This is a genomic window from Pyramidobacter piscolens W5455 (genome assembly GCF_000177335.1).
Taxonomy (GTDB): Bacteria; Synergistota; Synergistia; order Synergistales; family Dethiosulfovibrionaceae; genus Pyramidobacter; species Pyramidobacter piscolens.
In genome coordinates this window covers 25,555-50,003 of the sequence record NZ_ADFP01000084.1, presented here as the reverse complement: position 1 = coordinate 50,003, position 24,449 = coordinate 25,555, and the positions used below count along the sequence as shown (strand labels likewise).

Here is a 24,449-nt window from a genome sequence, read left to right as displayed (position 1 = left end):
CTTTCGTCTCCGCGAAAACGGGGATAAAAAATCCGTCCCGTCGAAACAGCCCGCCGTCCGAAATTCCATCGGGCGGCGGGCTGTTTTTCCAAAAAGCATTTTCTTTAAAACACGCCGGTCCATTTCATGACCAGCTGGGCGATAATCGCAGAGCCGACAAACGTGCCCACCAGAGCGACGAGCGTGGTCAGGACGATGGCGGCGCCCTGTTCCCTAAAAGTCTTCAGATCCTTGCCGGCGGCGATGCCGGAATAGGCCAAAATCGGCGTGCACAGCGGCAGCAGATAGATTTTGCCGACCGATCTGTTGACGAAATCGGCGCAGGGAAGCAGCCCCGGCCACGTCACGAGGATCCCGATGAACGTGATGTACAGGACCGCGGGGGACTTCACGCGCGGAGCGGCGGCCTTCATGCCCTGATAGATCAACTGGGCCAGCACGATGATGCCCAGGAAGATCAACAGTCCGGGAGCGGCTTCGAGCGGCCTGACCACTCTGGCGGGATCGTTCAGCCTCAGCGTGTAGACATAGTTGCAGAACGCCGCGACGACGCCGGATACGATCCAGCCTTTCATAAGCATCCACATTCTGGTCATGACGATCGCCTCCTCAGCTTTCCTCGATGTCTTCCGCTTCGATCTTTTCTTCCGCTCCGCCAAGGTCGGGCAAAGGCCGCGCTTTGATCTCCAGGCCGCGGATTCCGGCGCACTTTTCATACAGCCAATTCGTCATGGGCAGCGTCAGAAGCAGATTCATCAGCATGCCGTCGGCGTTCGTCAGCGCCTGGGAAGTGTAGGCGTAAGTCTGGATGTCCTTCGCCATCTCGGGAAATTCAACTTGCAGAGCGCCAAGCGAGGCGGACATCATCGAGGCGGAACCGACGCCGCAGGCGGCTCCCAGCGCGTAAGGATGGAACAGGCCGGAACGGGCGCAGAGAGAGGCCATCAGCCCGAAGAAAATCGTGCCCAGCACGGTACCGGTCACATAACCGCCCATGACGCCGATCCCCTCGTCGCTGTCCAGGCCGTACAGCTCGCCGATAATGGCGATGGTGCCTTCGCGCGACGTGGAGACGGTGCAGCCGATGGCGGCGCGGCCCATTTTGAACAGAAAGACGGCGGCCGGCACGCCGAGAATCGCCGTGCCCATGTTGCCGAACTCTTGCAGGATCAAAGCCAGCGCCGTTCCGCCAAGTTTGCCTTCCGCATAAATTTTATAAAGCCCGGGAGCGATGTCGGAGGCGACCTTCGCCGTCAGGAACATGACCGAAATCGTGGTATAGGCCGACGCCTGCTTCATCGTCTCCAGCGAAAAGAGCTTCCACGCTCCCATGACGATGCCGACGGCCATGGCGTACAGCATCGGGAACAGACTGAAACCGACCGCCGGCGTGATCTGCAGCTTCCTTACGCCGAGAGCCTCGGCGATCAGTGCAATGACGACGCACAGCGCATGTACTTTCCAATCCTTGAAGAAATCCTGCATTCTTTTCACCCCGTCACGTAAAATTTTGCCGCCCTCTCGCGCTCATTTCATGTTGACCCACGTGTCGATGTATTCCTGCTTGGTCATTTGGGGCTTGAAGTCCGCCCTGATCTTCAGGCCGATCTCGGCGCCGTCGGCCAGCAGGTCGATCACCGTCATCGTCAGCGCCTTGGCGGCGACGATGTACGCCAGTTCCTTGTCCACGATATGATAATCCTTGCTGTGCGCCACTCCGGCCGCGCCGCCGATGTAGGCGTGGACCACGGGCATCAGCGCCGCCACGTCGGCCGCGTCCGTGCTGCCGCCGCTGTGAGGCGCAGAATGTCCGACGGCATTTTCTCCCAAAAGCTGAACAAGATTGGCGTACATCAGATCCTGAAGCGCGCCGCACGGCTTCATCGGCAGATAGCCGGGCACTTCGTCGATGACCGTTTCCGCCCCCACGGCGTAACCGCCGGCTTTCAGCGCGCGGTTGACCTTCCGCGAGGCGTCCAGGATCGCCTCGACGGAGGCGCCGCGCACATACGTTTCGATGCGCACGTCCGCCGGCACGACGTTGACGGTATCGCCGCCCTTGGTGACGATGGGATGGACGCGGATATGGTCCTCGTCGCGGAACGTTTCGCGCTGCGCGTCGATGGCGACGAGACCGATCTTGGCCGCGTTGAGCGCGTTGACGCCGTTGTGGGGCGAACCGCCGGCGTGGGCCGCCTTGCCGGCGTAAAAAACTTCCTTGCTGACGAAGCCGTTCGACGTGCCGCCAACGTTGGCCTTGATCGGCGTCTCCTGCTCGCCTTCGGTCGGCGTGGTGTGCTGCATGACCATCATGTCGACGTCGTCCATCAGGCCGCGGTAAATGAACTCCTGTTTGCCGCCGAACATTTTGATCTTCCCCTCGCGGCGCAGCCGGCCGCGGTAGCCCATCTCGATGAACTCCTCGGCGGGCACGGCCATCAGCGCCACGTCGCCGCTCAGTTCGTCCATGACGCGGCGGTCGTGCAGCGCGTAGGCCACGCCGGACAGCGCGGCGATCATGCAGTGATGCCCGCACATGTGCGCGGCGCCCGTCTTGGGATCGGCGAAGGGGCTGTCGGGCACGCCGAGTGCGTCCAGCTCGCCCATCACCGAGATCTTCAGCTTCTTTTCCTTGCCGCGGACCTGCGCGATCACGCCCGTGATGCACTGTTTGTCGGCCGTCGGGTACCCCAGGGATTCGAAAACTTTTTTGATCTTCTCCGCCGTCTTGAACTCCTTCCAGCCCGTCTCGGGCTCGGCGAAAACGCTGTCGCTCAGCGCCGTGATCCGGTCGCGATTCCCATCGATGATCCCGCACGCCAAGTCTTTCAGTTCCTGTTTCGTCATGAAATTTAATCCCCTTTCCTCACGCGTTCCGCGAACGCGGTTTTCCGCTGCGCGTCGCTCCAGCCGGACCGATTTTCGGTTCATCCCCCCTCCTGAACCATACATCATTGTGATCCCGCCGTCATGCGCAATAAATAAATCGCGTTGGGCTATATTATATTCATGAAAACGATTTTGTAAAGCGCTAATATTTTTTGATCATCGATTTTTATATAATATCAATTTTCGACGCACCTTTACCGCTCCCCAAAGGCCGAAAGACCGTAGGGCTTTTAACGAAAGCCACATACGATGAAGGGCCCCCAAAAATCCTGAACGTGTGAGAGACGTTCAGGACTTTTGGGGGCCCTTATGTCCGATCGGGAAGGGGAATCCTATTTTGATTCCGGCGCCGACTTTTCATCGTCCGGGAGTTCTCCTTCGATCTTATAAATTTCTTCGCCGCTGAAAGCCATGTTCAATTTTTCCCGCGCGATCCAGGCCTGACCTTCTTCGGTCTTGAAAAACTCGACGCGGTCGCGCATGCGGCTCAGCTTGTCCTGCGCCTGGCGCAGCGCTTCGACCTTTTCCTGCATCAGCTCGGCCATGCGCCGCTGCCGGCGGAATTCGTTCAGCACCGACGTGACGAGCATGGCCGCCGACATGACGACCACTGCCCAAAAGGCCACCCAGCGCAGTTTCATGGCTACATTTTCTCGGGCGCGCTGATGCCAAGCAGGCGCAGGGCGTTGGCGATCACCGTGCGGATGGCGGCGACCATCAGCAGATGGCTGTCCCGAAGCGCGCCGGACTCCTCGAGGATGCGGCCGCCGTTGTTGTAATACGAATGAAAATCGCCCGCCAGTTCGTAAACGTAGCTGACGATGCGATGGGGTTCGAGGTCGGCCGCGGCGCGCCCCACTTCCTCGGGGAACTGGGCCAGCTTGGTGAACAGGCGTTTTTCCTCGGGCGTGGCGATGACGTCGGGATCGAACGCCGAAACGCCGGGCACGGCGATTCCCTTCTCGGCCGCCTTCTGCAGGATGCTGCACAGGCGGGCATGAGCGTACTGCACGTAATAGACGGGATTGTCCGCCGACTGGCTCTTGGCCAGCTCGAGATCGAAATCGAGATGGCTGTCGCTGCGGCGCATCAGGAAATAATAGCGCGCGGCGTCGACGCCCACTTCCCTGACCACTTCCTGCAGCTCCACGAACTGTCCGCTGCGCGTGGACATCTTCACCTGCTCGCCGTCGCGCAGCAGGTTGACGAACTGAATCAGCAGGATCGTGAACTTTTTGGGATCGTAGCCCAGCGCCTCGATGGCCGCCTTCATGCGCGGCACGTAACCGTGATGGTCGGCGCCCCACACGTCGATGACGCGCTCGAAGCCGCGGTCGAACTTTTCCTTGTGATAGGCGATGTCCGACGTGAAGTACGTGGGCACGCCGTTGGAGCGCATCAGCACGCGGTCCTTGTCGTCGCCGTACTCGGTGCTGCGGAACCAAAGCGCCTCGTCCTGCTCGTAGAGATGTCCGCGCTCTTTCAGCGTCTGCACGGCGGCGGCCACGAGATCGCGATCGTACAGCGACTTCTCGGAAAAAAAATTGTCGAACGTGACGCCGAATTCGCCCAGCTCGTTCTTGATCTGCTCGAGGATGCGCCCGGCCGCGTAAGTCCTGAAAAACGGCAACGACTCTTCCAGCGGACGTTCGAGAAACTCCTCGCCGCGGGCGTCGACCACTTCCTGAGCGATATCGTAGATGTAGCGCCCCTTGTAGGACTCCTCGGGAAAAGGGAACTTCTCGGGACGCCCGAGCAGCTCGAAATATCGCGACTGCGTGGAGCGGCCGAGAATGTTCATCTGCAGGCCGGCGTCGTTGACGTAGTATTCTTTCTCCACGTTCCAGCCGGCGAACGAAAGGATGTTGCCCGTCACGTCGCCGACCGCCGCGCCGCGGCCATGACCGACGTGGAGCGGTCCGGTGGGATTGGCGCTGACGAACTCGACCTGAGCTTTGCGTCCCTTGCCGAGATCGACGCGCCCGTAATCGCTGCCGGCCGCCAGCACGTCTCTGACGATATCGCCCATCCACAGATTCGACAGGTAGAAATTGATGAAACCGGGACCGGCCACTTCAACGCGGCGGATACGCCTGTCCGAACCGATGCGGCGCGCGATGTCCTCGGCCAGGTCGCGCGGTTTGCAGCCCAGCGGTCTGCAATTCTGCATGGCGGCGTTCGTCGCCCAGTCGCCGTGGTTCTCCTGTTTGGGGCGCTCGAAATGGAGCTCGCCCAGCGAAGCGGGATCCTTGCCCTTTTCCCTTGCGATCGCTTCAAGCGCTCCCCAAACAAGAGCCTTCAGCGCACTCGTGTTGTCTGACATAATAATTTATACTCCCATCGTTTTCATGCATTTTTTTACTTCGAGCGGCCGACAGGCATCAAGGCCAGGCCGGCGGCCTTCCAGGTGCCCCACGTTTCGATCACGCGTTTGAAGCCGCCCAGATACGGCACATCGACTCGCGCAGAGGACTGGATCAACTTCTCTTCGCCCTCGAGCTGATTCTTGCGTTGATTGATGCGGTACTGGCTCGTGTAGCTGCTGACCATGCTTCCTTGCTCCATTTTGAGCGGCGCCCCCATGGAACGATAGCCCTTTGGAAGCTGCACCCGATAGGACTGCTCCACCACGAAGGGATACTTCAGCACGGCGCTGCTGGCCACGTCAAGCAGGCGCATCATCGGGCCGGGAGCGATCGAGGGCAGACCGATCATCAGCCCCTGCTGTCCTTCGATGCCGGACCGCGCCTTGACGGGCAGAACCAGTTTGAAACCCTGGCTGCCCAGCGGCGAGATATCGAGATCCTGATCGAGGTCGATCCAACCTTCGAGCCCGGGGAACAGCGAATAGATCTGATCCTTGCGTCCGTCCGCCAGCGACTCGCACGTCTCGACCCAGTTGTTGCGCACGCGGATATCGACCGTGCCGGAGACGATGCAGTCGGCGTCGACGTCAAGATTCCAGGCGATGGAAAGGCGGTTTTTCTCCAAACGGGTACCGCCGATCGAATGGCGGCGCAGTTTTTTCGCGCCGGCGGCGTAAAGGGTTTTGCCGCGCAGCGACACGGGCAGCTTGCCGGGTTCCCCCGGCTGTCCGGGCACGTAGTACCAGCTTTTTTGGGCGCCCGGCTCGCTGAGCAGAAACACCGGATGGGTCAGCGCCGGCGCGCAGGAGATGGATTCGCGGTCCTGCGGCAGCACGTGCTGAAACCAGACTTCGGCTTTCCAGCCCTGTTTCTGCAGCCAGGACGCCAGAAGGTACATGGATTCCCACGTGGTCCAGGGACCGCCGGCAGGAATCATCCGGGCGCTGCGCCACGTACCGCGGCCGGGAAGCCGGTCGGCGCTGCGCCAGAACTTCTCGATGGTCTTCAGAACGTTGTCGCGGGAGCTGCTTTCACCGACCACATACTTCGCCGGGAGATCGGGCCAGCGACGCTCCTCAAGGGTGTGCATCATGGCCACGGCAGTGGCAGGGCCGGTCGTAAGGCTGAAGACCACATAGGGGTCGGAGCTTTCAAGCATGCCGCGCATGCCGCGATTGGCCGGCTGTTTGAAATAGAACCAGCCGTAACGGCGAAACGTCTCGTCCACGTCGATCGTGGGAATGGCGTCGGTGCTCGACTCCCAGTCCAGCGCCTGATCCTTGGCAACGCGAATCTGCACGCTGCCCTCCCAGGTGGGATATTCGGAACCGAGCCAGGCGATGTCTTCCATCACGTTCGGTTCGGCAAAGGTCTGGCGATAGCTGAGCACGAGCACATAGACGTCGTCCATTTTCGGGAAATTGACGATAAGCCGTCCGTGCTCGGCCAGTTCATCCCGGTCATAAGGAAGGTTATGCAAAAGCTCCGCCGTGCCGGGATCGAAGATCGCCGCCTGTTCGAGTTCGATATGCCCGCCGTTGGGAGCGACGAGTTGATCCTGAATCCAGCCGAGACGAGCCGTGGCTCCGCAGAGGATCACATAGGCCGTGCTTTTGACGGCACGCCCCTGCGAATCCTGCGTATAGAGCTGCTTGCGGCTCCAAATCACCGCGGGCTCGACGCCTTTGTACTCCTCGAGCGTGGGACAATCCTGCACCATTTTGGCGATGTCCGCCGAGGTCAGGGGCAGCGCCAGGGACGCCGCCGGCAGGCAGAGCGCCAGAAGCAACGCGAGAGCAAACTTTTTCATGACCGCCTCCTAGAGGTTTCTGCCGCAGCAGTTTTTGTACTTTTTGCCGCTGCCGCAGGGGCAGGGATCGTTGCGTCCGACCTTCTTGACGCGCACCGGCTGGGGACGTTCGCCGCCTGCGCCGTAGTTCGCGAAGTAGTTGCCGCGCGAGTTCTGCGGATTGAAATCCAGTTCCTCGGCCGCCGCCTTCGACGGAGCGGGAGCGGAACCGCGGTGCTCCCTCATCGCGGCGGGAGCGGCGCGGCGCAGGCGGTCTTCGTCGGAGACGATGGCGACGCGGAAAAACAGCTGCGTGATCTGTTCGCGCACGTGGGCCATGGTCTCCTGAAAGAGATTGAAGGACTCGAACTGGTACTCCATGAGCGGGTCCTTCTGCCCGACGGCGCGCAGGCCGATGCCCTGGCGCAGCACGTCCATGCCGAGCAGGTGCTCTTTCCAGGCGCCGTCGAGCACGTGCAGGGCGATGAAACGGAACAGCCCCTCGGCCACGGCCGGTTCGAGCCTGTCGACCCGTTCGTCGAAGCGGGCGGAGATCTCTTCCTTCATCTTCTCGACGGCGGGCATGACGTTGCGGCGGTCGTCGGCGCCGGCCAGCGCCTTTTCGATGCCCGGCCAGTAAATGCCGCGCAGCTTGTTGGCGGCGTAGACGGGGTTGGCTTCCTTGTCCTCGGGGAAGGCCGCGTCGATGATGTCGTCCACGTTGCTGACGGCGATCTCCCGGGCGTGCTCGAGGATCTCCGGATCGCCGAGGATCGTCGACCGTTCGGCGTAGACGGCCTCGCGCTGCTGGTTCATGACGTTGTCGTAGAGCAGCAGCTGGCGGCGCACGTCGTAGTGCATCATTTCCACTTTCTTCTGGGCGTTTTCGATGGCGCGGGTCAGGAGCGGGTGCTCGATGGACTCGCCTTTTTCCATGCCGAGCTTGTCGAGCATGCCGCCGATGCGGTCCGAACCGAACAGCCGCAGCAGGTCGTCCTCGAGGGACAGATAAAAGCGCGAGCTGCCGGGGTCGCCCTGACGGCCGGCGCGGCCGCGCAGCTGATTGTCGATGCGGCGCGACTCGTGGCGCTCGGTGCCGAGGATGCAGAGTCCGCCCAGTTCGAGCACTTTTTCCTTTTCGGCGGCGCAGAGGGCCTTCATCTGCTCGAGGATGAGCGCGCACTTTTCCGCGTCTTTCGCGGGGTCGAGATTCTTGGCGCGGTACTCCTCGCGGGCGAGGAAGTCGGGATTGCCGCCCAACAGGATGTCGGTGCCGCGGCCGGCCATGTTGGTGGCGACGGTGACGGCGTTGAAGCGTCCGGCCTGAGCGACGATGGCCGATTCCTTCTCGTGGTAGCGGGCGTTCAGCACCTGATGGGGAATGCGGCGGGCGCGCAGCAGCTTGCTGACGTGCTCGGAGACCGCCACGGAGACGGTGCCGACCAGCACGGGGCGACCGGCGGCGTGGATCTTTTCGATCTCCTCGACCACGGCCGTAAACTTTTCGTCCATGGTGCGGTAGACTTGATCCGGCCAGTCCCTGCGGATCACCGGCTTGTTGGTGGGAATGACGACGACGCCGAGATGGTAAATGTCCTTGAACTCTTCGGCCTCGGTAGCGGCGGTCCCGGTCATGCCGGCCAGCTTCTTGTACATCCTGAAGTAATTCTGGATCGTGATGGTGGCGAGGGTCTGACTTTCCTTGCCGACTTTGACGTGTTCCTTGGCCTCGATGGCCTGGTGCAGCCCGTCCGAGAAGCGCCGGCCGAACATCAGTCGGCCGCGGAACTCGTCGACGATGACGATCTCGCCGTCCTTGATGACGTAATGCACGTCTTTCTTGAACAGATAATGGGCCTTGAGCGCCTGATTGATCTTGTGGGCCATGTCGGCATGGGCCATGTCGGAGAACAGCCCGGGCGTCTTGAGAAGCTGCTCGCACTTGGCGATGCCCTTCGAGGTGAGCACGACGGTCTTTTCCTTTTCGTCGACGACGAAATCTCCGTCCGGCTCGGGACGGTCTTTGTCGTCGAGAAGAAAGCTGTGCACTTCGATTTCGTTGGGGTCCTTGAATACGCCCTTGAGCTGCGTGGCGATCTGGTCGGCCTTCATGTAGGCGCCGGTGTCGTCCTCTGACGGCCCGGAGATGATCAGCGGCGTGCGGGCCTCGTCGATGAGGATGGAGTCCACTTCGTCGACGATGCAGTAGGAATGGCCGCGCTGCACCATCTCGTCGGCCTGAAGCACCATGTTGTCGCGCAGGTAGTCGAAGCCGAACTCGCTGTTCGTGCCGTAGGTGATGTCGGCGCGGTAGGCTTTCTTGCGCTCTTCGGGATCCATGAAAGCGTAGATCACGGCCACGCTCAGCCCCATGGCGGCGTACAGCGGCGCCATCCAGTTGGCGTCGCGGCGGGCCAGATAGTCGTTGACGGTGACCACGTGCACGCCCTCGCCCTTGTAGGCGTTGAGGATCACGGCGATCGGCGCGACCAGCGTCTTGCCTTCGCCGGTCTTCATCTCGGCGATGTTGGCGTCGTTCAGGGCCATGGCGCCGATCAGCTGCACGTCGAAGGGGCGCAGCCCCAATTTGCGTTTCGCTTCCTCGCGGGCCATCGCGAAAACTTCCGCCAAATGCCCGTCAAGTTCGGCGCCGCCGCGAATGTCGGACTTGATCTCCAAAGCGCGGGCCAGGATTTGTTCGTCGCTCATGGCCTGGATCTTCGGCTCCAGAGCGTTGATCTCTTCGACTTTCCTGCGGTAGCGCTTCAGGGCGTTTTCGTTGGGATCGAGCCCCATGGCGCGTTTCAGTGATTCGAACATAAACTTTCCACCTCTCGTAAAAGACCGGGTGACGCGAGTCCGGAACGTATTTTTTCACAAAGGCCGCACAGGCAAGCCTTGATATTTGCGAAATCAGTCAGCGTCGGTGATCAGTTCCCAGCCGTTGGCCACGTAGACGACGCCCGACCAGACGGTGAGCACGATGCTGAAATACATCACGTAGATCGCATAGGGGATCCTGAAGATCATCATCACGATGGCGACGATCTGAGAAACAGTTTTCAGCTTGCCGAGCCGCGACGCGGCGATAACCTGCCCTTCGGCCGCGGCCACCATGCGCAGGCCGCTGACCATGAAATCACGGGCGACGATGATCATCACCATCCAGCCGCTGAGGCGGTGCAGCTCCAGCAGCGCGATCAGGGCAGCCATGACCAACACCTTGTCGCTGAGCGGGTCGATGAATTTGCCGAGATTGGTGATCAGCCCTTTCTTGCGCGCGATGTAACCATCGACCGTATCGGTCAGCGCCGCAATAATAAAGACCAGACCGGCCAGCAGGTCGCTGTAGGTCAGGTCAAGGCCGTAAGCGCTGAGAAAAGGAATGCCCCGGCCGATGCGCGTGTACAGCAGCAGAACCATCACGAACGGAGCCAAAAAGATGCGCGACAGGCTCAAGAGGTTGGGAACGTTCAGAGAACGCATAGCAGGACTCTCTCTCCTTTTCGCCGCAGGAAAAGCCGCGACGACGTTTTTGTCGGTGTAACCGGTTCATTATCTCACATAAAGACCGATCTGTGCGCATTAAGGACGGAAAATTTCACTTCTTCGGGGAGTTTTTCTTCTCCTCTTTCTCTTCGCCGGCTGTTTCCGGCTGCCCGGCGCGGGAGACCAGCTTGGCGATTTCCCGTTGAAAGCTGGAGAGGTCGGTGAATTCGCGGTATACCGAAGCGAAGCGCACGTAAGCCACTTTGTTGATCTCGGCCAGCTCTTTCATGACCAGTTCGCCGATCGCCATGCTGGAAACTTCGTCGCCGCTTTCGCGCAGGCGCGTTTCGATGCGGGCGGCCATGTCCTCGATGGTGTCGAGGGAAATGGGAAGGCGCTCGCAGGCGCGGCTGATGCCGCGGACCAGCTTGCTGCGGTCGAAGGCCTCGCGGCGGCCGTCTTTCTTGGAGATCCACAGCACTTTTCGCTCTTCCACGCGTTCGTAGGTCGTGAAGCGGAACCCGCAGGCCGTGCACTCGCGGCGGCGGCGGATCGTGCGCCCCTCTTCGGCGGTGCGCGTTTCCATCACGCGGGTCTCCATGGAACCACACTGAGGGCATCTCATCGATTCCGACAACTCCTTTCCTTCGATCAATCCGAAACTCGTTTTGCAACGCCTTCAAAAAAAACGGATCCGGAGGAAAACTCCAGACCCGTTTCAAGCAATACTCAACCTTGCAGGACGCGCATCACCACGTCCTTGACAAGCGTGCCGTCAGCTTGGCCTTTCAACTTCGGCATGACAGCCTTCATCACTCTGCCCATGTCCTTGGGCGTGGCGGCGCCGACTTCGACGGCCGCTTCGCGGACGAGCGCCTCCACTTCCTCGGCGCTGAGCTGGGCAGGAAGGTAGGCGTCAAGGACTTCGATCTCGGCGAGCTCGCTCTCGGCGCGGTCGTCCGCGCCCGCCGCCTTGTACTGCTCCGCCGCTTCCCGGCGCTGCTTCACCAGGCGGCCGACGAGGGAAATCACGTCGTCGTCGCTCAGTTCGTAGCTGACGCCCTTGTCAGCCTGAAATTTCTGAAGTTCGGCCTTGAGCATGCGGAACACGGAAAGCTCGAGCTCCCGATGCTCTTTCATGGCCGCTTTCAGATCGGCGGAGACCCGATCGGCTAACGCGCTCACGGCTGCTTATCCCCTGACTTTTCTGCGAGAGAGTTCCTGGCGCTTGCGCTTTCTCGCCTCGCTGGGTTTCTCGTAGTGTTCTTTCTTACGGGCCTCGCGAAGGACTCCCGCTTTGGAGACGTCTCTCTTAAAACGACGAAGGACGTCTTCGATCGATTCGTTGTCTTTTCTAACGACTGTCGTCAAAACAATTCCCTCCTTTCTGCTCCACCTGCATCAAACTTTTAACCCGGGGGCCATTGGAGCCCTCGCCCCGCTAGTAAATGGATATGAAGGTGGGGGACTGTCTGACCAGCAGATTCGCCGCAGTTGACGACGAGCCGGTATCCGCCGGACACGCCGAGCTTCGCCGCCGTCGCCTTGACGGCCGGCATCAGCCGGCCCCAGAGGGCGGGATCCTGTACCTCGTCGACAGAATCGACATGCTCCTTCGGCACGATCAGCACGTGAACGGGCGCCTGCGGCCTGATGTCGCGAAAAGCCAAGGCATTCTCATCCTCGTACACGATCTCCGCGGAAAGCCGCTTCTGCACGATTGCGCAAAACGGACAGGATTCCATCGTCGTCACCTCGCATAGCGATTATTTTATCACTCTTGAACTGCTTCCGACAATAGGCAATTATCGACAGCCGGTCTTTTTCTTCCTAACGGCCCCAAAGAACCCCGTTTTTGCTCGATACTACCGTCATTTTTCGCAGTTCGTCATAAATACTTTCCCTCTCGGGACGGAATTCGAAATAGCCGCGCGTATATCCCTGCGCCCGCCCGCGGTGCGCCCCTTCGAAAAGCACTTCCACTTCGCGGCCGATCCAGCGCCGCGCCTCGGCGGCCAAACATTCCCGCCCGGCTTTTTTCAGGCGTTCGGCGCGGGCGAGCGCGATCTCCGTCGGGATCTGCCCGGACATGGCCGCCGCCGGCGTGCCGGGGCGCGGCGAATAATGGAAGCCGTGCACGCGGCCGACGCGCGCGGCTTTCAGCAGCGCCAGCGTGTTCTCGAAGGCCGTCTCGCTCTCGCCGGGGAACGCGCACATCACGTCGGTGGAGATGTGCAGGTCGCTTCCCAGCGCCGCGCGAAGACGTTCGACGAGCTTCAGATAATCCGCAGCCGTGTGCCCGCGCCCCATGCGGCGCAGGATTTCGTCGTCGCCGGACTGCACGGGCAGATGAAGGTGACGGCAGAACCGCGGCGACTGCGCCAGCGCTTCGAGCAGGTCGTCGCCGATGGAAAACGGTTCCAGAGAACCGAACCGCAGGCGCTGAATCCCTTCGACGCTGTCCAGCGCGCGGACCAGGGCCGCAAAGGATTCGCCGCTGTCGCGGCCGAAAAGCCCCAGATGCACGCCCGTCAGGATCAGTTCGAACTGGCCGGCCGCCGCGCAGCGGCGCGCCTCGGCAAGAATGTCGGCAACGGGCCGACTGACCGACGGGCCGCGCAGAACGGGGACGATGCAGTAGGTGCAGCGATGGTCGCAGCCGTCCTGCACTTTCACGAACGCACGGCCGAAATAGGGAGAACGATCCAGCTCCAAAGAGTCCCAGCGCCGCCCCATGTCGCCCCGCACGGCTTCAAAGGAGCGGGCGCGATCTTCCAGCCACCGAGCGACGCGGTCGGGCAGCTCGCCTTTGAAACGGTTGCCGATCAGCAGATCGACGCCCATCGCCGCGGCTTTTTTCTCGCCGACGCCCTGCGCCCAGCAGCCGCACACGGCGACGCAGACGTTTTCGCCCGCGCGGCGGCAGCGGTTGATCAGCTGGCGGCTCTTGCGGTCGGCCACGGCCGTCACCGAACAGGTCACGATCACGGCCGCGTCGTAGGGCGGCTCGTCCACGATCAGCGCGCCGCGGCGCTGAAAGGCCGAAGCCAGCGCTTCCGCCTCGGCAAGGTTCGTGCGGCAGCCCAGCGCCTGTATGGCAACGCGGCGCCCCCGCAGCGGCTCAGATTTTGGCGACGGCAAGCCCGCACCAGTCGTCCAGCCGCACCTCGTCGACGAGACGCAAGCCGTTCTCTTCGAGTTTGGCTTTGAACTTTTCGCCCTCTTCGACGACCAACCCCGAAAAGATCGCCCGCCCGCCGGGGTTGAGCGCGCCCGCCACGTCGGGCAGCAGGGCCACGTTCGACTCGTAAAGGATGTTGGCCAGCAGCAGATCGACTTTATGTTCAAAGCCTTTGAGCAGATCGCCGACGGCGATGTCGAGTTTCTCCCCGGCGATGCCGTTCAGCTCAAGCGTGTTGCGCACCGCCTCGCGCACGACGGACGGATCGAGATCGCGGGCGTAGGCGCGCTCCGCCCCCATCTTCAGCGCCGCGATGGAAAGGATCGCCGTGCCGCAGCCGATGTCGGCCACCACGTCGCCCGGCTTCAGCCAGCGCTCCATCAGTTCGAGCACCGCCTGCGTGCTCTGATGGTAGCCCGTGCCGAACGCCGAACCGGGATAGATGAAGATGGGCAGACGGCCGGGATCTTCCTTGCCGGCGTGCCACGGCGCCATGACGACCAGCTTCTCCCCCACGTTCAGCGGCGGGAAGGCGTCCATCCACTCCGTGTTCCAGGCGCGGTTCTCCACCCGCCCCATGTCCTTGATCTCGATCTCGTTCCACGGCTCAAGATACGGCTGCAGCATCTTCAGCCACTCGCCCAGATCCTGATTGGCGCGGTAATAAACCTGCAGATCGACGGCGTCGCCCTCGTTCGTCACCGTCGAGCCGATGCAGCCCGTGCTCTCCGCCGCCGAGCTGAGCACGTCCTCCAGCCCCGCCGGCCCGCGCAGCGTGATGTACCACCAGAAGTTGTCGTTGTTCGCCATTTTCCTGCCTCCCGACCTGAAAAAATCCCCTAAAACATTATAGCAAAAACATCGTTAAAGGACAGCAGCTGCTCTTGCAAGACGACAAAAACGAATCCACAGAAAAAGGATCCCGAAACAGAAAGAAACTGCTTCGGGATCCATATCGTCCGTTTATTTCTTTTTCGCGCTTTTCTTTTTGGCGGCGGTTTTCTTGTTGCCGAAGAGTTTGTCGAACAAGCCTTCCTTTTCGCCGGTAGCGACGTCCATTTCCTCGGCGAGCTGTTTCACCAGCTCGGCGGCGCGCTCGGACAGAACGCTGCCTTTGGGGACGTCGACGGTGACGTGCAGAAACAAATCGCCGCGGCTGGATCCGCGCAGACGGGGCATGCCCTTGCCTTTGACGCGGATGGTCTGGCCGGGGGCGGTTCCCTCGGGGATGTCGAAGGAAACGTCACCGTCGATCAGGGTACCGACGGTCGACGGGCCGCCCATGACGGCGAGCGGGAAGGGGATGGAGACGGTGCGGTGCAGGTCGTTGCCGTCGCGCTGGAACAGCGGATGATCCCTGACCTGCATGACGATGTACAGGTCGCCGGGGGGGCCGCCGTTGGCTCCCAGTTCGCCGGCGCCGGGAACGCGCAGGCGCGTGCCGGTGTCGACGCCGGGCTGGATCTTGATCTCCTGCTCGCGGCGGCGGTGGATGCGGCCTTCGCCGCCGCACTCGGTGCAGGCTTTTTCCACCACGGTGCCGCGGCCGCCGCAGGTGGGGCAGGTGCTGACGCTGAGCGTGTCGCCGAAGAGGGTGCGCACGCGGGTCCGGACCTCGCCGGCGCCGTGGCAGGTGGGGCATTCCCGCGGTTCGTGCCCCGGCTCGGAGCCGCTGCCGTGACAATGGTCGCAAGGTTCCCAGCGGGGAATGGCGACTCTCTTCGCCACGCCGGTCGCCGCCTCTTCGAGGGTGATGGAAAGGACCATCTGCAGGTCGCTGCCGCGGGCAGGGGCGTTGGGGCGCGAACGGGGACCGCCGAAGCCGCCGAACATGCTGCCGAAAAGGTCGCCGAAGATGTCCTCGGGCCCGGCGCCGGCAAAGGGATTGCCGGTGTCGTCGGCGGTGCCGAAGCGGTCGTAACGCTGTCGTTTTTCCTGATTGCCGAGGACGGAAAAAGCCTCGTTGATCTCCTTGTATTTCTGTTCCGCTTCGGGATCGTCAGGATGAGTGTCGGGGTGGCAGTCGCGGACTTTCAGGCGAAAGGCCCGCTTGATCTCGACGGTCGTCGCGTCGCGGGCGACGCCAAGAACTTCGTAGTAGTCCCGATGCGTTCCAGCCATTGCCTACGCCCGATTATTCGCTGAATTCTGCGTCGACCGTGTCGCCGTCTTTCTTGGTGTCGTTGGTGCCGCCGCTGGCGTTGGTATTGCCCGCGCCGCCGCCGGGATTCTGCTGGGAGTTCTGCTGATACAGACGCACGCCGATAGGATGCATGGCGGTGTTCAGCGCCTCGACGGCTTTCTTGATGGCCTCGGGATCGGCGCCGTCCTTGGCTTTTTTCAGCTCGTCGATCTTGGCGTTGACGGCCCCCTTCTCCTCGGGCGTGACTTTGTCGCCGAGGTCCTTGAGGGTCTTTTCGGACTGGTAGATGATCGAATCGGCCATGTTCTTGGCTTCGATCAATTCTTTCTTCTTGGTGTCTTCGGCTTCGTGCGCCTCGGCTTCGGCTTTCATCTTCTCGATCTGGTCCTTGGTGAGGCTGGAAGACTGGATGGTGATTTTCTGCTCCTTGCCGGTGCCCTTGTCCTTGGCGGAGACGTTGAGGATGCCGTTGACGTCGATGTTGAAGGTCACTTCGATCTGCGGGATGCCGCGGGGCGCGGGGGCGATGCCGTCGAGCGAGAAGGTACCCAGCAGCACGTTGTCGGCGGCCATGGAGCGCTCGCCCTGGAGGACTTTGATCTCGACGGAGGGCTGATTGTCGGCCGCGGTCGAGAAGATCTGGCTCTTGGACACGGGGATGGCCGTGTTGCGCTCGATGATGCGGGTGCACACGCCGCCGAGGGTCTCGATGCCCAGCGACAGGGGCGCGACGTCGACGAGGACGATGTTCTTGTCGGTGTCGCCGCTCATGATCGCGCCCTGAATGGCCGCGCCGGAAGCGACGCACTCGTCGGGGTTGATGCCCTTGGTGGGTTCCTTGCCGAGCAGTTCCTTGACCTTGGCCTGCACGGCGGGCATACGCGACGAACCGCCGACGAGCAGGATCTTGTCGATCTGCGAGGCGTTCAGGCCGGAGTCGGAAAGGGCGTTCTTGACGGGGGCTACGACGCGCTCAAGCAGGTCGGCGGTGAGGTCCTCGAACTTGGCGCGGCTGAGTTTCATCTCCAGGTGCTTGGGACCGGTGGCGTCGGCGGTGATGAAAGGCAGCGAGATCGTGGTCTCCATCATCGACGACAGCTCGATCTTGGCCTTCTCGGCGGCCTCGCGCAGGCGCTGCATGGCCATCTTGTCGGCGGACAGGTCGATGCCCTGTTCTTTCTTGAACTCGGCGACCATCCACTGGACGATCTTCATGTCCCAGTCGTCGCCGCCCAGATGGTTGTCGCCGCGCGTGGCGAGCACTTCGAAGACGCCGTCGCCGACGTCGAGCAGCGAGACGTCGAACGTGCCGCCGCCGAGGTCGAAGACGAGGATCTTGTGGTCGCCGCTCTTGTTCTCGCCGTAAGCCAGCGCCGCGGCGGTGGGTTCGTTGATGATGCGCAGCACGTCCAGACCGGCGATGGCGCCGGCGTCCTTGGTGGCCTGGCGCTGGGCGTCGGTGAAGTAGGCGGGCACGGTGATGACGGCCTTCTTCACTTCGGTGCCGAGATAATCCTCGGCGTCGTGCTTCATCTTCTGCAGGATCATGGCGCTGATCTCCTGGGGCGTGTACTTCTTGCCCTCGATGGTCACGGTGTAATCACTGCCCATGTGACGCTTGATGGACATGATGGTGTTGTCGGCGTTGACGATTGCCTGACGTTTGGCGAGCTGCCCGACGAGACGCTCGCCGTCCTTGGTGAAGGCGACGACGGAGGGCGTGGTGCGCGCGCCTTCGCTGTTGGGGATAATCGTGACGTTTTCGCCCTCCATCACGGCGATACAGCTGTTGGTGGTGCCAAGATCGATACCTACGACTTTACTCATAATAAATCACCTCATGAAAAATTTTGTTCTGCTTTTATATGTCGCTGCGGTCTTTCCCGCTTATTACCCTGTTACTGTTGTTCCCCGTTCCCTTCCGGCTTGTTTTCGGCGTAACGGGCCACCATGACCAGAGCCGGACGGATGACTTTTTCGGCCATCTGAAACCCCTTGCGCACGACCGTGTGGACGAGCCCGTCCTGAGATTTGTCGCTCACCGGCACCATGCCCATGGCGTCGTGCTCCGCGGGCGAAAACGGTTTGCCCGCGGGATCCAGCTCCGTCACGCCAAGATCCTTGAGCGCGTCGGCGAACTGCTGCCGGACCATGCGCACGCCTTCCTTGATCGAAGCCGGATCGGCCTCGGCCGAATCGAGAGCGCGTTCGAGGTTGTCGAAAACGGGCAGCATGGCGAGAATCGCGCGTTCGCTGCCGTAAGCCTTGAGCCGCTTCATCTCGCGTTCGGCCCAGTTGCGGTAGTTGATGCCGTCGGCCTGCGCGCGGGCGGCGAGCTCGCGCATCTGCTGATACTGCGCCGTCAGCTCGTCGATTTTCCGCTGCTCCGCGTCCGCGGACGTTTCCGCTTCGGGCGCGCTTTGCTTCTCGGCCTGCTCTTCCGCTGCGGGGTTCTCCGCCGTCGTTTTCTTCAAATCGTCTTCCATATCATGGTTCCTCCTTCTCGGTCACGGGACGGTTCAGGCCGTTCAAAACGGCTTCCAGCACCGCGATCGAGTTCTCGTAATTCATGCGCAGCGGCCCCACCAAGCCGACCACGGCCTTGCGCCCGCCGCCGGTGGCGGTAGACATCATCACCGAACAGTTCTGCATGGCGGGACGTTCGTTTTCGTCGCCGATGGTCACTTTCAGCCCTTCGGAAGCGGCGTAATCGGAAATGAAGTCTTCCAGGTCCTCGCGCGTATCCATCAGCGAAGAGATGGCCTGGATGCGGCCGCGCCGCTCGTCGGACGCCTCGCCGCCGTCGGCGATGAAGACCTCGCGCATGCCGCCGGTGGAAAGGGTCAGACCGTCGTCGCTCATCATCTCGTCGATGGCGATAAAGATATCCTCGATATCCCGCCAGCGTTCGGCCATCGCCCTCGAAAGATACTCGAGCAGTTCGCCGCGCGCGCCGTTCCACGGCACCCCTCCCGCGATGTGATCGATCACCGAGGCCAGCCGTTCCAGCTGCTCCTGCGTCACGTCGGGCGAAACGCGCACGCGGCTGTGATGCACCGCGCCGTTTTCCACCACCAGCAGGATCAGCAGGATCTCCGGCGCCAGCCGGATGAAATCGGCTTTGCGCAGCTTCAGCCCTTCGAGCGCGGAAACCGCGGCGACGCTGAAACAGCGCGTGAAGCGCGCCAAAAAACGGGCCGCTTCGGCCAGACGCTCGTCCAGACTTTGCAGCTGATCCGCGACCCGGTGCACCCAGCGGCTGATCTCCGGCGGAGGCGACGAGGGCCGGTGCAAAATCGAATTGACGTAGACCCGGTAGGCCATGGAAGTGGGCAGACGCCCCGCCGACGAGTGCGGCTGGGAAAAATAGCCCATCTCCTCGAGATCGGACATTTCGTTGCGGATCGTCGCCGCGCTGTGGCTCTTGAGGAATTTGCGCGAAATCGTGCGCGATCCCACCGGTTCGCCGGTCTTGATGTACTCGTACACCACGGCGAAAATGATTTCAAGCTGTCGTTCGGTCAACACAGCCTCGCACCTCCTTCCAGTTATTAGCACTCAAGCAAAAGGAGTGCTAACGCATCTATTACGCATGAGAGAATAGCAGGAAGTAGATTTAATGTCAAGTCTGGTCAGACATATTTTTTATTTGTTCAAACAAATGATCAAAACACACACGGTCGCAGGGCTCGAAATACCCTGAACGTTCTTTCCATGGAACGCGATCCGCGCGGGATGTTTTCCATGAAAAAAGCTTGATGATCCCGGAATCATCAAGCTTTTCGCCCCGCCTCGCGCGGATTCTTCTGCGGCGCGGCGGCGATTTTTCGTTATGTGGGCGCGGAGGCTCATTCCGCCAGATGGCAGGCGACGCGCCGCCCGCTTTCGAGGCGGCGCAGCGGCGGCGTTTCCGCAAAGCATCGTTTTTGGGCCAGAGGACAACGCGTGTGAAAAACGCAGCCGTAGAAGGCACTATTCCGTACAAGAGGGAGGCACCGTGTAGCGCTGCTCGGGGACAAAGCGTTTCTTTTTCCCGACTTTGGATGCTCTGGCGACAGCACGTCTTCAATTCCATTCCATACGCTGTAAGCCAGTTCATGCCTTCCCTTTTTCATAGCAAAAGTTTTACGTTTTCTACCCTCGAGACAACATGACGTTTTTGAACGAGGCATGCCATTACGGCAGCACGAATACTTCAAATGTGAGCTGCTCTGTTTATAACTGGAATCCGAAATTTCATAACGTTTGCGATCGAGCTTTTTTTTCAACAGAATATCTCATTTAAACACAAAATTTTTTGTTCAAAAAAAATTTGTTGACTTATAAACCTACCTAAGCTACAATATCGTTAAAAGGGAGGCTTAAAAGTGCAGTGTAAAGAAAACATCGATTTGTTTTTTCGTCCTTTCGTTCCCATCGTCGATACCATAGCCCTTCAATTCGGAAGGGGCTGTGAAGTGGCCTTGCATGATTTACGGCAGCCTCAATCATCTCTCATTGCCATATCGGGGAATTTAACAAAAAGAGTCGTAGGAGCGCCGATCACCGATTATGTGCTCCGTCTTCTTCAGACTTATGGCGACGCAGTCAAGGACAGATATATTTATTCTTCCTCAACGCAAAACGGGCGAAAGCTGAAATCATCGACTACTTTTCTTAGGGATGAGCAAGGTCATATAAGAGGATGTTTATGCGTCAATTATTGCCTTGATGACTATTATTACATCAGCAAAATAGTAGAAGATCTTTGCTCAGTACCGGAAGCAGAATCCGAACAGGAAGAGCATTACAGTAACGACATCACAGAAATAGCGGAAGGCATCATGAAATCCGTGCTGGATCAACATGTCCTCCCCTTTTCTCAGACTGACCGAGCGGAAAAACTAGCTATTGTGAAAGAATTGGATCGCCGCGGTTTGTTCCTCGTGAAAGGCGCTGTTGAAATTGTGGCAGATCGCCTTGATGTTTCCAAATATACTCTTTATACCTATATTGATGAGACGAAAAAAGCCTCGAAAAACGGCAAAATCCAAAAGTGAACGGGGCATTTCTATCCGTCCTATTGGTTTATTCGGCATCTTTTTGTGAAAAGGGAAGCGCCGCTCTATCCGATACTATTCTTGCTTGAAACACCGAATAGCAAGAACACCCCGTGGGAGATCCCAAAGTGAGTCACGCAGCCTTGCGCGGCAGGCGGGATAACCCCGCGCGGGAATCCCTTGTGGCGCTAAGCACTCACGACCAAGCCGTTCTATCAAAAATCAGCATAATAAAAGGAAGGTTCCCCATGAAAAAAAGCGTTGTAAGCACATCGGCGGCTCCGACTGCCATCGGTCCTTATTCCCAAGCAATCACCGCGGATTCCTTTGTCTTCGCTTCGGGACAGATCCCTCTGGTCCCGGAAACAGGAACTTTAGCAGGCGAGGACATTACGTCGCAAACCCATCAGGCTCTAAAGAATCTAAAAGCTGTCTTGGAGGCTGCAGGCTCTTCATTGGCCCAGGTGGTGAAAACTACAGTTTTCATTGCCGATATGGCGCAGTTTGCCGAAGTCAACAGGCTCTATGCCGAGTACTTCACGGACAAAGCCCCTGCCCGTTCCTGTGTGGAAGTGAACAAACTGCCGAAGGGAAGTCTCTTGGAAATAGAAGCTATCGCTCTGAAGCGCTAAGGCCGCCATGAAACTGTCTCAGATCCCTCGGCTGCCTCTTATAGAGCAGCCTACTCCGCTGGAAGAGTTAAAACGTCTGGAGATTTATCTGAGTAGGCCCAATATCTATGCCAAGCGTGACGATTGTATGCCCTTGGGGCTGGGCGGCAATAAAATTCGTAGCTTAGAGTTTTGGCTAGGAGCCGCTCTCGAGAAAAAAGCAAATGTGTTGGTAGTGGCCGGCGCGCCCGTTTCAAACCAATGCCGGCTAGCCGCAGCAGCTGCGGCAAAAACTGGGATGAAGCTCCTCATTCTGCACAGTTCTGAGCGCCCTGCAAAATACGAAGGCAATCTTTTGCTAAATCAGCTTTTCGGCGCGGAAATCCATTTTATCGGCCCCGTAGATGAGGAGGAACGAGGCCGCATCGCTCGAGAAAGCTGTGCTGAGTTAGAACGTCAAGGCCTGCATCCGTACCTGATCGGCGACCCTACCGTAGGCGCCCTGGGATATTTCACGGGGGCCTTGGAACTCCACGATCAGGTCAAAGCAAGGGCTTTGCCAATCCGTCACGTTTTCCTGCCCGGTTCCATGGGAACCACCGAAGCGGGGTTCCTCATGGGAAACGCAGTTTTAGGCAATCCCTTCACAGTCCACCTGCCAAGCGTGGAATATAACCGACATGAGCTTGAAGCGAAAATCAGCGCGATTTGCGAAAAGTCCATCGCCTGGTCAGGGCTCGACTGTACGGTCGCACAGTGTATGAACAGCGCAGTTATCTACGACAACTATCTTGGCGACGGCTACAACGTGCCGACACACGCTTCTCTGGAGGCACTTCGCCTTGCCGCTTCACTTGAGGGAATGGTATTGGAAAACATCTACACGAGCAAAACCTTTGCGTGTCTGATTGACCTGGCACGCCGGAACAGTCTCCCTTCCAACGATGGTCTGTGCTTTATCCACACGGGCGGAGTTCCGGCCCTTTTCGCTCAGCAGGGTTTTATAGAAGAAGTTTTTTAAGTTTTAGGGAACCACCGATTAGAAAACACAACAGCACAGCTCCGTGGCTCAGGCAACTCATATCTTTGAAACAACGCACTAAAGCAGTTCCTTGATTAGAGTAGTACAAGGGCATGGGCCCTTTTCAAACTGTCGAACAAGAAGGAGGGACTTTCATGATCGCTTTTTTGAAATTAACGCCGATTATCTCGCTTGTAGCTATGCTTCTCAGGGGCATGGATATCCTCATTGCAGCTCCGCTCGCTACCGTTTTAGCTGCGCTGCTGGCCTTTCTGCTGGATCACAAAAGCCTGCAGGAAATCACCGATGCTGCAATCAACAATGCCAAGGAACTGATGTTGATTCTTTTCCTGCTTATGGTTGCCTATGCCATGGGTGAGATATTTATGGCCACTGGCGTTGGCGCTTCCATAATCAGCTTGTCCATGAACCTTGGCGTTTCAGGCAAAACTGTCGCCGTGGTCGCTCTGCTTCTCACGGCTGTCTTGTCTACGGCTACGGGAACCTCTTGGGGGACTTTTGCCGCCTGTGTTCCCGTCTTCGTTTGGCTTAGCCACATCACTGGCGGAGATCCCGTGCTTACAGTAGCCGCCATTGCCGGAGGCTCCTGCTTCGGCGACAACATCGGACTGATCTCCGACACCACTGTGCTCAGTTCTGGCATCCAAAACGTGGAGGTAGTCGACCGCGTGCGCCATCAGGGAGTATGGTCATTGTTATGCCTTATCTTGGCCTCGGCGCTTTTCTACGTGGCGGCTTCCAACATGGGGCTGCCCAGCGAATCCTCCGACGCTACCAAGGCTATCGCCACTATTCCTCCGGAGATTTGGGAAGTGCTCAGGACGAAGCGAGCTTCTGCTGTGGCGTTGCTTCAGCAAGTCCAGAGCGGTGTGCCCCTATATATGATCATTCCTCTTGTATTGGTGGTTGCCCTCGCGGTGTACGGCGTTTCAACCATGGCCTGTTTGTTCGCCGGGCTCTTTTCCGCGCTGGTGTTGGGGTTACTTGCCGGCACCGTGCAGTCTGTGGATCTGTTCCTGAACCTCGTACAGAAAGGTTTTGCCGACGCAGGTTCTTGGTCGGTGGCGATGTCCATGTGGACTGGGGCCTTCGGCGGGATCATGAAGCTTATGAACGCCTTCGAACCAATTTCGCGCTTAATCCTCGCTACAGCACGTAACGTACGTACCTTGCTGTTCAATAACGGCCTGCTCTGCCTGCTTTGCAACGCCGCTTTGGGTGACTGCACCGGTCAAATCGTCACTGTAGGCCCCGTGATTCGCGAGATGGTAGAGGAAAACGTGGAAGGCAGCGACTCTGACCTCTACAAACTGAGACTACGCAACGCCACTCTCTCCGACGCTTTCGGCGTACTGGGTTCTCAGCTGATCCCCTGGCACGGCTATATGATTTTCTACACAGGACTTGCCATGGCCGTTTATCCACTTCACAAATTCACGCCCATGGAAATCATTTCCAAGAATTATCTTTGCTTGATCGCCGTGTTTTCCATGATGATACTCACCATCACTGGCTGGGATCGTTTCATTCCTCTGTTTGGTCTGCCTTCAGAGCCTCAAGTGCACCTAAAGAAAGATATCGTGTCCGCTAAGCAAATATGAAGCTATTTAAAACAATATAAGGACAGCAGTTCCTTTTAAGGTTCTTCGTTTGGGAACATGACGCTGTAAAAAAACAGAAGCCCCTTTTTTGCAAGAGAAGCTTCTGTTTTTTGTTGGTTCAATCATAAACTATATGGAATTTCGGATTCTATTTATAGACAGTGCAACTTATACTATTTCTCAATAAAAAAGCCGAGCACAGAGGCGCTGCGGGGGAGATTCACAAAGCGAGCTGCACGGACCGCGCAGCGGTCGAGGTAGTCCTGAGCGACTGAACTCCCCTCAGCGCCCAGAAAACC

At 59.3% G+C, this 24,449-nt stretch carries 22 protein-coding genes; 4 read left to right on the top strand and 18 right to left on the bottom strand.

The window, feature by feature from the left end; genetic code table 11:
- Window positions 1-104: 104 nt before the first annotated feature.
- The 18 genes from HMPREF7215_RS07665 to hrcA all read right to left on the bottom strand — a co-directional run bounded on the left by HMPREF7215_RS07665 (window position 105) and on the right by hrcA (window position 19,385).
- The gene (locus HMPREF7215_RS07665) at window positions 105-596 is read right to left on the bottom strand and encodes a hypothetical protein (protein WP_009165215.1); all 492 of its coding nucleotides are present in this window, start codon (window positions 594-596) and stop codon (window positions 105-107) included.
- Window positions 597-609: 13 nt separating this feature from the next.
- Entirely contained in the window at window positions 610-1,485 is an 876-nt protein-coding gene (locus tag HMPREF7215_RS07660) for a DUF3100 domain-containing protein (protein ID WP_040550886.1), read from the bottom strand.
- Window positions 1,486-1,527: 42 nt separating this feature from the next.
- Window positions 1,528-2,847 carry an amidohydrolase gene (locus HMPREF7215_RS07655; protein WP_040550905.1) on the bottom strand — a complete coding sequence of 440 codons (1,320 nt, stop codon included), beginning with the start codon at window positions 2,845-2,847 and terminating at the stop codon, window positions 1,528-1,530.
- A 374-nt stretch (window positions 2,848-3,221) separates the two neighbouring features.
- Window positions 3,222-3,530, bottom strand: coding sequence for a hypothetical protein (locus HMPREF7215_RS07650; protein WP_009165212.1), 309 nt, complete (start codon window positions 3,528-3,530; stop codon window positions 3,222-3,224).
- A gap of 2 nt (window positions 3,531-3,532) precedes the next feature.
- Window positions 3,533-5,212 (bottom strand): arginine--tRNA ligase, encoded by a 1,680-nt coding sequence (gene argS / locus HMPREF7215_RS07645; RefSeq protein WP_009165211.1) that lies wholly within the window; start codon window positions 5,210-5,212, stop codon window positions 3,533-3,535.
- Between the two features lie 35 nt (window positions 5,213-5,247).
- Complete coding sequence (locus HMPREF7215_RS07640) at window positions 5,248-7,065, bottom strand: hypothetical protein (RefSeq protein ID WP_009165210.1); 1,818 nt, start codon at window positions 7,063-7,065, stop codon at window positions 5,248-5,250.
- Between the two features lie 9 nt (window positions 7,066-7,074).
- The gene (secA, locus tag HMPREF7215_RS07635) at window positions 7,075-9,864 is read right to left on the bottom strand and encodes a preprotein translocase subunit SecA (protein ID WP_009165209.1); all 2,790 of its coding nucleotides are present in this window, start codon (window positions 9,862-9,864) and stop codon (window positions 7,075-7,077) included.
- A gap of 93 nt (window positions 9,865-9,957) precedes the next feature.
- Complete coding sequence (gene pgsA / locus HMPREF7215_RS07630) at window positions 9,958-10,530, bottom strand: CDP-diacylglycerol--glycerol-3-phosphate 3-phosphatidyltransferase (RefSeq protein ID WP_009165208.1); 573 nt, start codon at window positions 10,528-10,530, stop codon at window positions 9,958-9,960.
- A 115-nt stretch (window positions 10,531-10,645) separates the two neighbouring features.
- Entirely contained in the window at window positions 10,646-11,158 is a 513-nt protein-coding gene (gene nrdR / locus HMPREF7215_RS07625; RefSeq protein WP_040550884.1) for a transcriptional regulator NrdR, read from the bottom strand.
- A gap of 104 nt (window positions 11,159-11,262) precedes the next feature.
- Complete coding sequence (locus tag HMPREF7215_RS07620) at window positions 11,263-11,718, bottom strand: GatB/YqeY domain-containing protein (protein WP_009165206.1); 456 nt, start codon at window positions 11,716-11,718, stop codon at window positions 11,263-11,265.
- 6 nt (window positions 11,719-11,724) lie between these two features.
- Entirely contained in the window at window positions 11,725-11,904 is a 180-nt protein-coding gene (gene rpsU / locus HMPREF7215_RS07615; RefSeq protein WP_009165205.1) for a 30S ribosomal protein S21, read from the bottom strand.
- A gap of 38 nt (window positions 11,905-11,942) precedes the next feature.
- Window positions 11,943-12,278, bottom strand: a complete 336-nt coding sequence (locus tag HMPREF7215_RS07610) for a histidine triad nucleotide-binding protein (protein WP_009165204.1) — start codon at window positions 12,276-12,278, stop codon at window positions 11,943-11,945.
- An 85-nt stretch (window positions 12,279-12,363) separates the two neighbouring features.
- Window positions 12,364-13,674 (bottom strand): MiaB/RimO family radical SAM methylthiotransferase, encoded by a 1,311-nt coding sequence (locus HMPREF7215_RS07605; RefSeq protein WP_009165203.1) that lies wholly within the window; start codon window positions 13,672-13,674, stop codon window positions 12,364-12,366.
- Window positions 13,655-14,524: a 50S ribosomal protein L11 methyltransferase gene (locus tag HMPREF7215_RS07600; protein ID WP_009165202.1), complete on the bottom strand. Its 870-nt coding sequence runs from the start codon at window positions 14,522-14,524 to the stop codon at window positions 13,655-13,657. The genes HMPREF7215_RS07605 and HMPREF7215_RS07600 overlap by 20 nt, the downstream gene beginning before the upstream one ends.
- Window positions 14,525-14,677: 153 nt before the next feature.
- Window positions 14,678-15,835, bottom strand: coding sequence for a molecular chaperone DnaJ (gene dnaJ, locus HMPREF7215_RS07595; protein WP_009165201.1), 1,158 nt, complete (start codon window positions 15,833-15,835; stop codon window positions 14,678-14,680).
- A 13-nt stretch (window positions 15,836-15,848) separates the two neighbouring features.
- Entirely contained in the window at window positions 15,849-17,684 is a 1,836-nt protein-coding gene (gene dnaK, locus HMPREF7215_RS07590) for a molecular chaperone DnaK (protein ID WP_009165200.1), read from the bottom strand.
- 71 nt (window positions 17,685-17,755) lie between these two features.
- Window positions 17,756-18,343 carry a nucleotide exchange factor GrpE gene (locus tag HMPREF7215_RS07585; RefSeq protein WP_009165199.1) on the bottom strand — a complete coding sequence of 196 codons (588 nt, stop codon included), beginning with the start codon at window positions 18,341-18,343 and terminating at the stop codon, window positions 17,756-17,758.
- A 1-nt stretch (window position 18,344) separates the two neighbouring features.
- The gene (hrcA, locus tag HMPREF7215_RS07580; protein ID WP_009165198.1) at window positions 18,345-19,385 is read right to left on the bottom strand and encodes a heat-inducible transcriptional repressor HrcA; all 1,041 of its coding nucleotides are present in this window, start codon (window positions 19,383-19,385) and stop codon (window positions 18,345-18,347) included.
- Between the two features lie 839 nt (window positions 19,386-20,224).
- Between hrcA and HMPREF7215_RS07575 the strand changes: the two genes are divergently transcribed.
- The 4 genes from HMPREF7215_RS07575 to HMPREF7215_RS07560 all read left to right on the top strand — a co-directional run bounded on the left by HMPREF7215_RS07575 (window position 20,225) and on the right by HMPREF7215_RS07560 (window position 24,150).
- A complete protein-coding gene (locus tag HMPREF7215_RS07575; RefSeq protein WP_009165195.1) occupies window positions 20,225-20,896 on the top strand; it encodes a helix-turn-helix transcriptional regulator in 672 nt (223 codons plus the stop codon).
- 248 nt (window positions 20,897-21,144) lie between these two features.
- On the top strand, window positions 21,145-21,528 hold the full coding sequence (locus HMPREF7215_RS07570; RefSeq protein WP_040550881.1) for a RidA family protein: 384 nt from the start codon (window positions 21,145-21,147) through the stop codon (window positions 21,526-21,528).
- A 7-nt stretch (window positions 21,529-21,535) separates the two neighbouring features.
- Window positions 21,536-22,528, top strand: a complete 993-nt coding sequence (locus HMPREF7215_RS07565; protein WP_009165193.1) for a pyridoxal-phosphate dependent enzyme — start codon at window positions 21,536-21,538, stop codon at window positions 22,526-22,528.
- A gap of 155 nt (window positions 22,529-22,683) precedes the next feature.
- Window positions 22,684-24,150, top strand: a complete 1,467-nt coding sequence (locus HMPREF7215_RS07560) for a Na+/H+ antiporter NhaC family protein (RefSeq protein ID WP_009165192.1) — start codon at window positions 22,684-22,686, stop codon at window positions 24,148-24,150.
- Window positions 24,151-24,449: the final 299 nt, after the last annotated feature.

Coding starts and splice junctions, on each gene's coding strand:
- HMPREF7215_RS07665 (WP_009165215.1), bottom strand. CDS start 596: ATGACCAGAATGTGGATGCTTATGAAAGGCTGGATCGTATCCGGCGTC.
- HMPREF7215_RS07660 (WP_040550886.1), bottom strand. CDS start 1,485: ATGCAGGATTTCTTCAAGGATTGGAAAGTACATGCGCTGTGCGTCGTC.
- HMPREF7215_RS07655 (WP_040550905.1), bottom strand. CDS start 2,847: ATGACGAAACAGGAACTGAAAGACTTGGCGTGCGGGATCATCGATGGG.
- HMPREF7215_RS07650 (WP_009165212.1), bottom strand. CDS start 3,530: ATGAAACTGCGCTGGGTGGCCTTTTGGGCAGTGGTCGTCATGTCGGCG.
- argS (WP_009165211.1), bottom strand. CDS start 5,212: ATGTCAGACAACACGAGTGCGCTGAAGGCTCTTGTTTGGGGAGCGCTT.
- HMPREF7215_RS07640 (WP_009165210.1), bottom strand. CDS start 7,065: ATGAAAAAGTTTGCTCTCGCGTTGCTTCTGGCGCTCTGCCTGCCGGCG.
- secA (WP_009165209.1), bottom strand. CDS start 9,864: ATGTTCGAATCACTGAAACGCGCCATGGGGCTCGATCCCAACGAAAAC.
- pgsA (WP_009165208.1), bottom strand. CDS start 10,530: ATGCGTTCTCTGAACGTTCCCAACCTCTTGAGCCTGTCGCGCATCTTT.
- nrdR (WP_040550884.1), bottom strand. CDS start 11,158: ATGAGATGCCCTCAGTGTGGTTCCATGGAGACCCGCGTGATGGAAACG.
- HMPREF7215_RS07610 (WP_009165204.1), bottom strand. CDS start 12,278: ATGGAATCCTGTCCGTTTTGCGCAATCGTGCAGAAGCGGCTTTCCGCG.
- HMPREF7215_RS07600 (WP_009165202.1), bottom strand. CDS start 14,524: ATGGCGAACAACGACAACTTCTGGTGGTACATCACGCTGCGCGGGCCG.
- dnaJ (WP_009165201.1), bottom strand. CDS start 15,835: ATGGCTGGAACGCATCGGGACTACTACGAAGTTCTTGGCGTCGCCCGC.
- dnaK (WP_009165200.1), bottom strand. CDS start 17,684: ATGAGTAAAGTCGTAGGTATCGATCTTGGCACCACCAACAGCTGTATC.
- HMPREF7215_RS07585 (WP_009165199.1), bottom strand. CDS start 18,343: ATGGAAGACGATTTGAAGAAAACGACGGCGGAGAACCCCGCAGCGGAA.
- HMPREF7215_RS07570 (WP_040550881.1), top strand. CDS start 21,145: ATGAAAAAAAGCGTTGTAAGCACATCGGCGGCTCCGACTGCCATCGGT.
- HMPREF7215_RS07565 (WP_009165193.1), top strand. CDS start 21,536: ATGAAACTGTCTCAGATCCCTCGGCTGCCTCTTATAGAGCAGCCTACT.
- HMPREF7215_RS07560 (WP_009165192.1), top strand. CDS start 22,684: ATGATCGCTTTTTTGAAATTAACGCCGATTATCTCGCTTGTAGCTATG.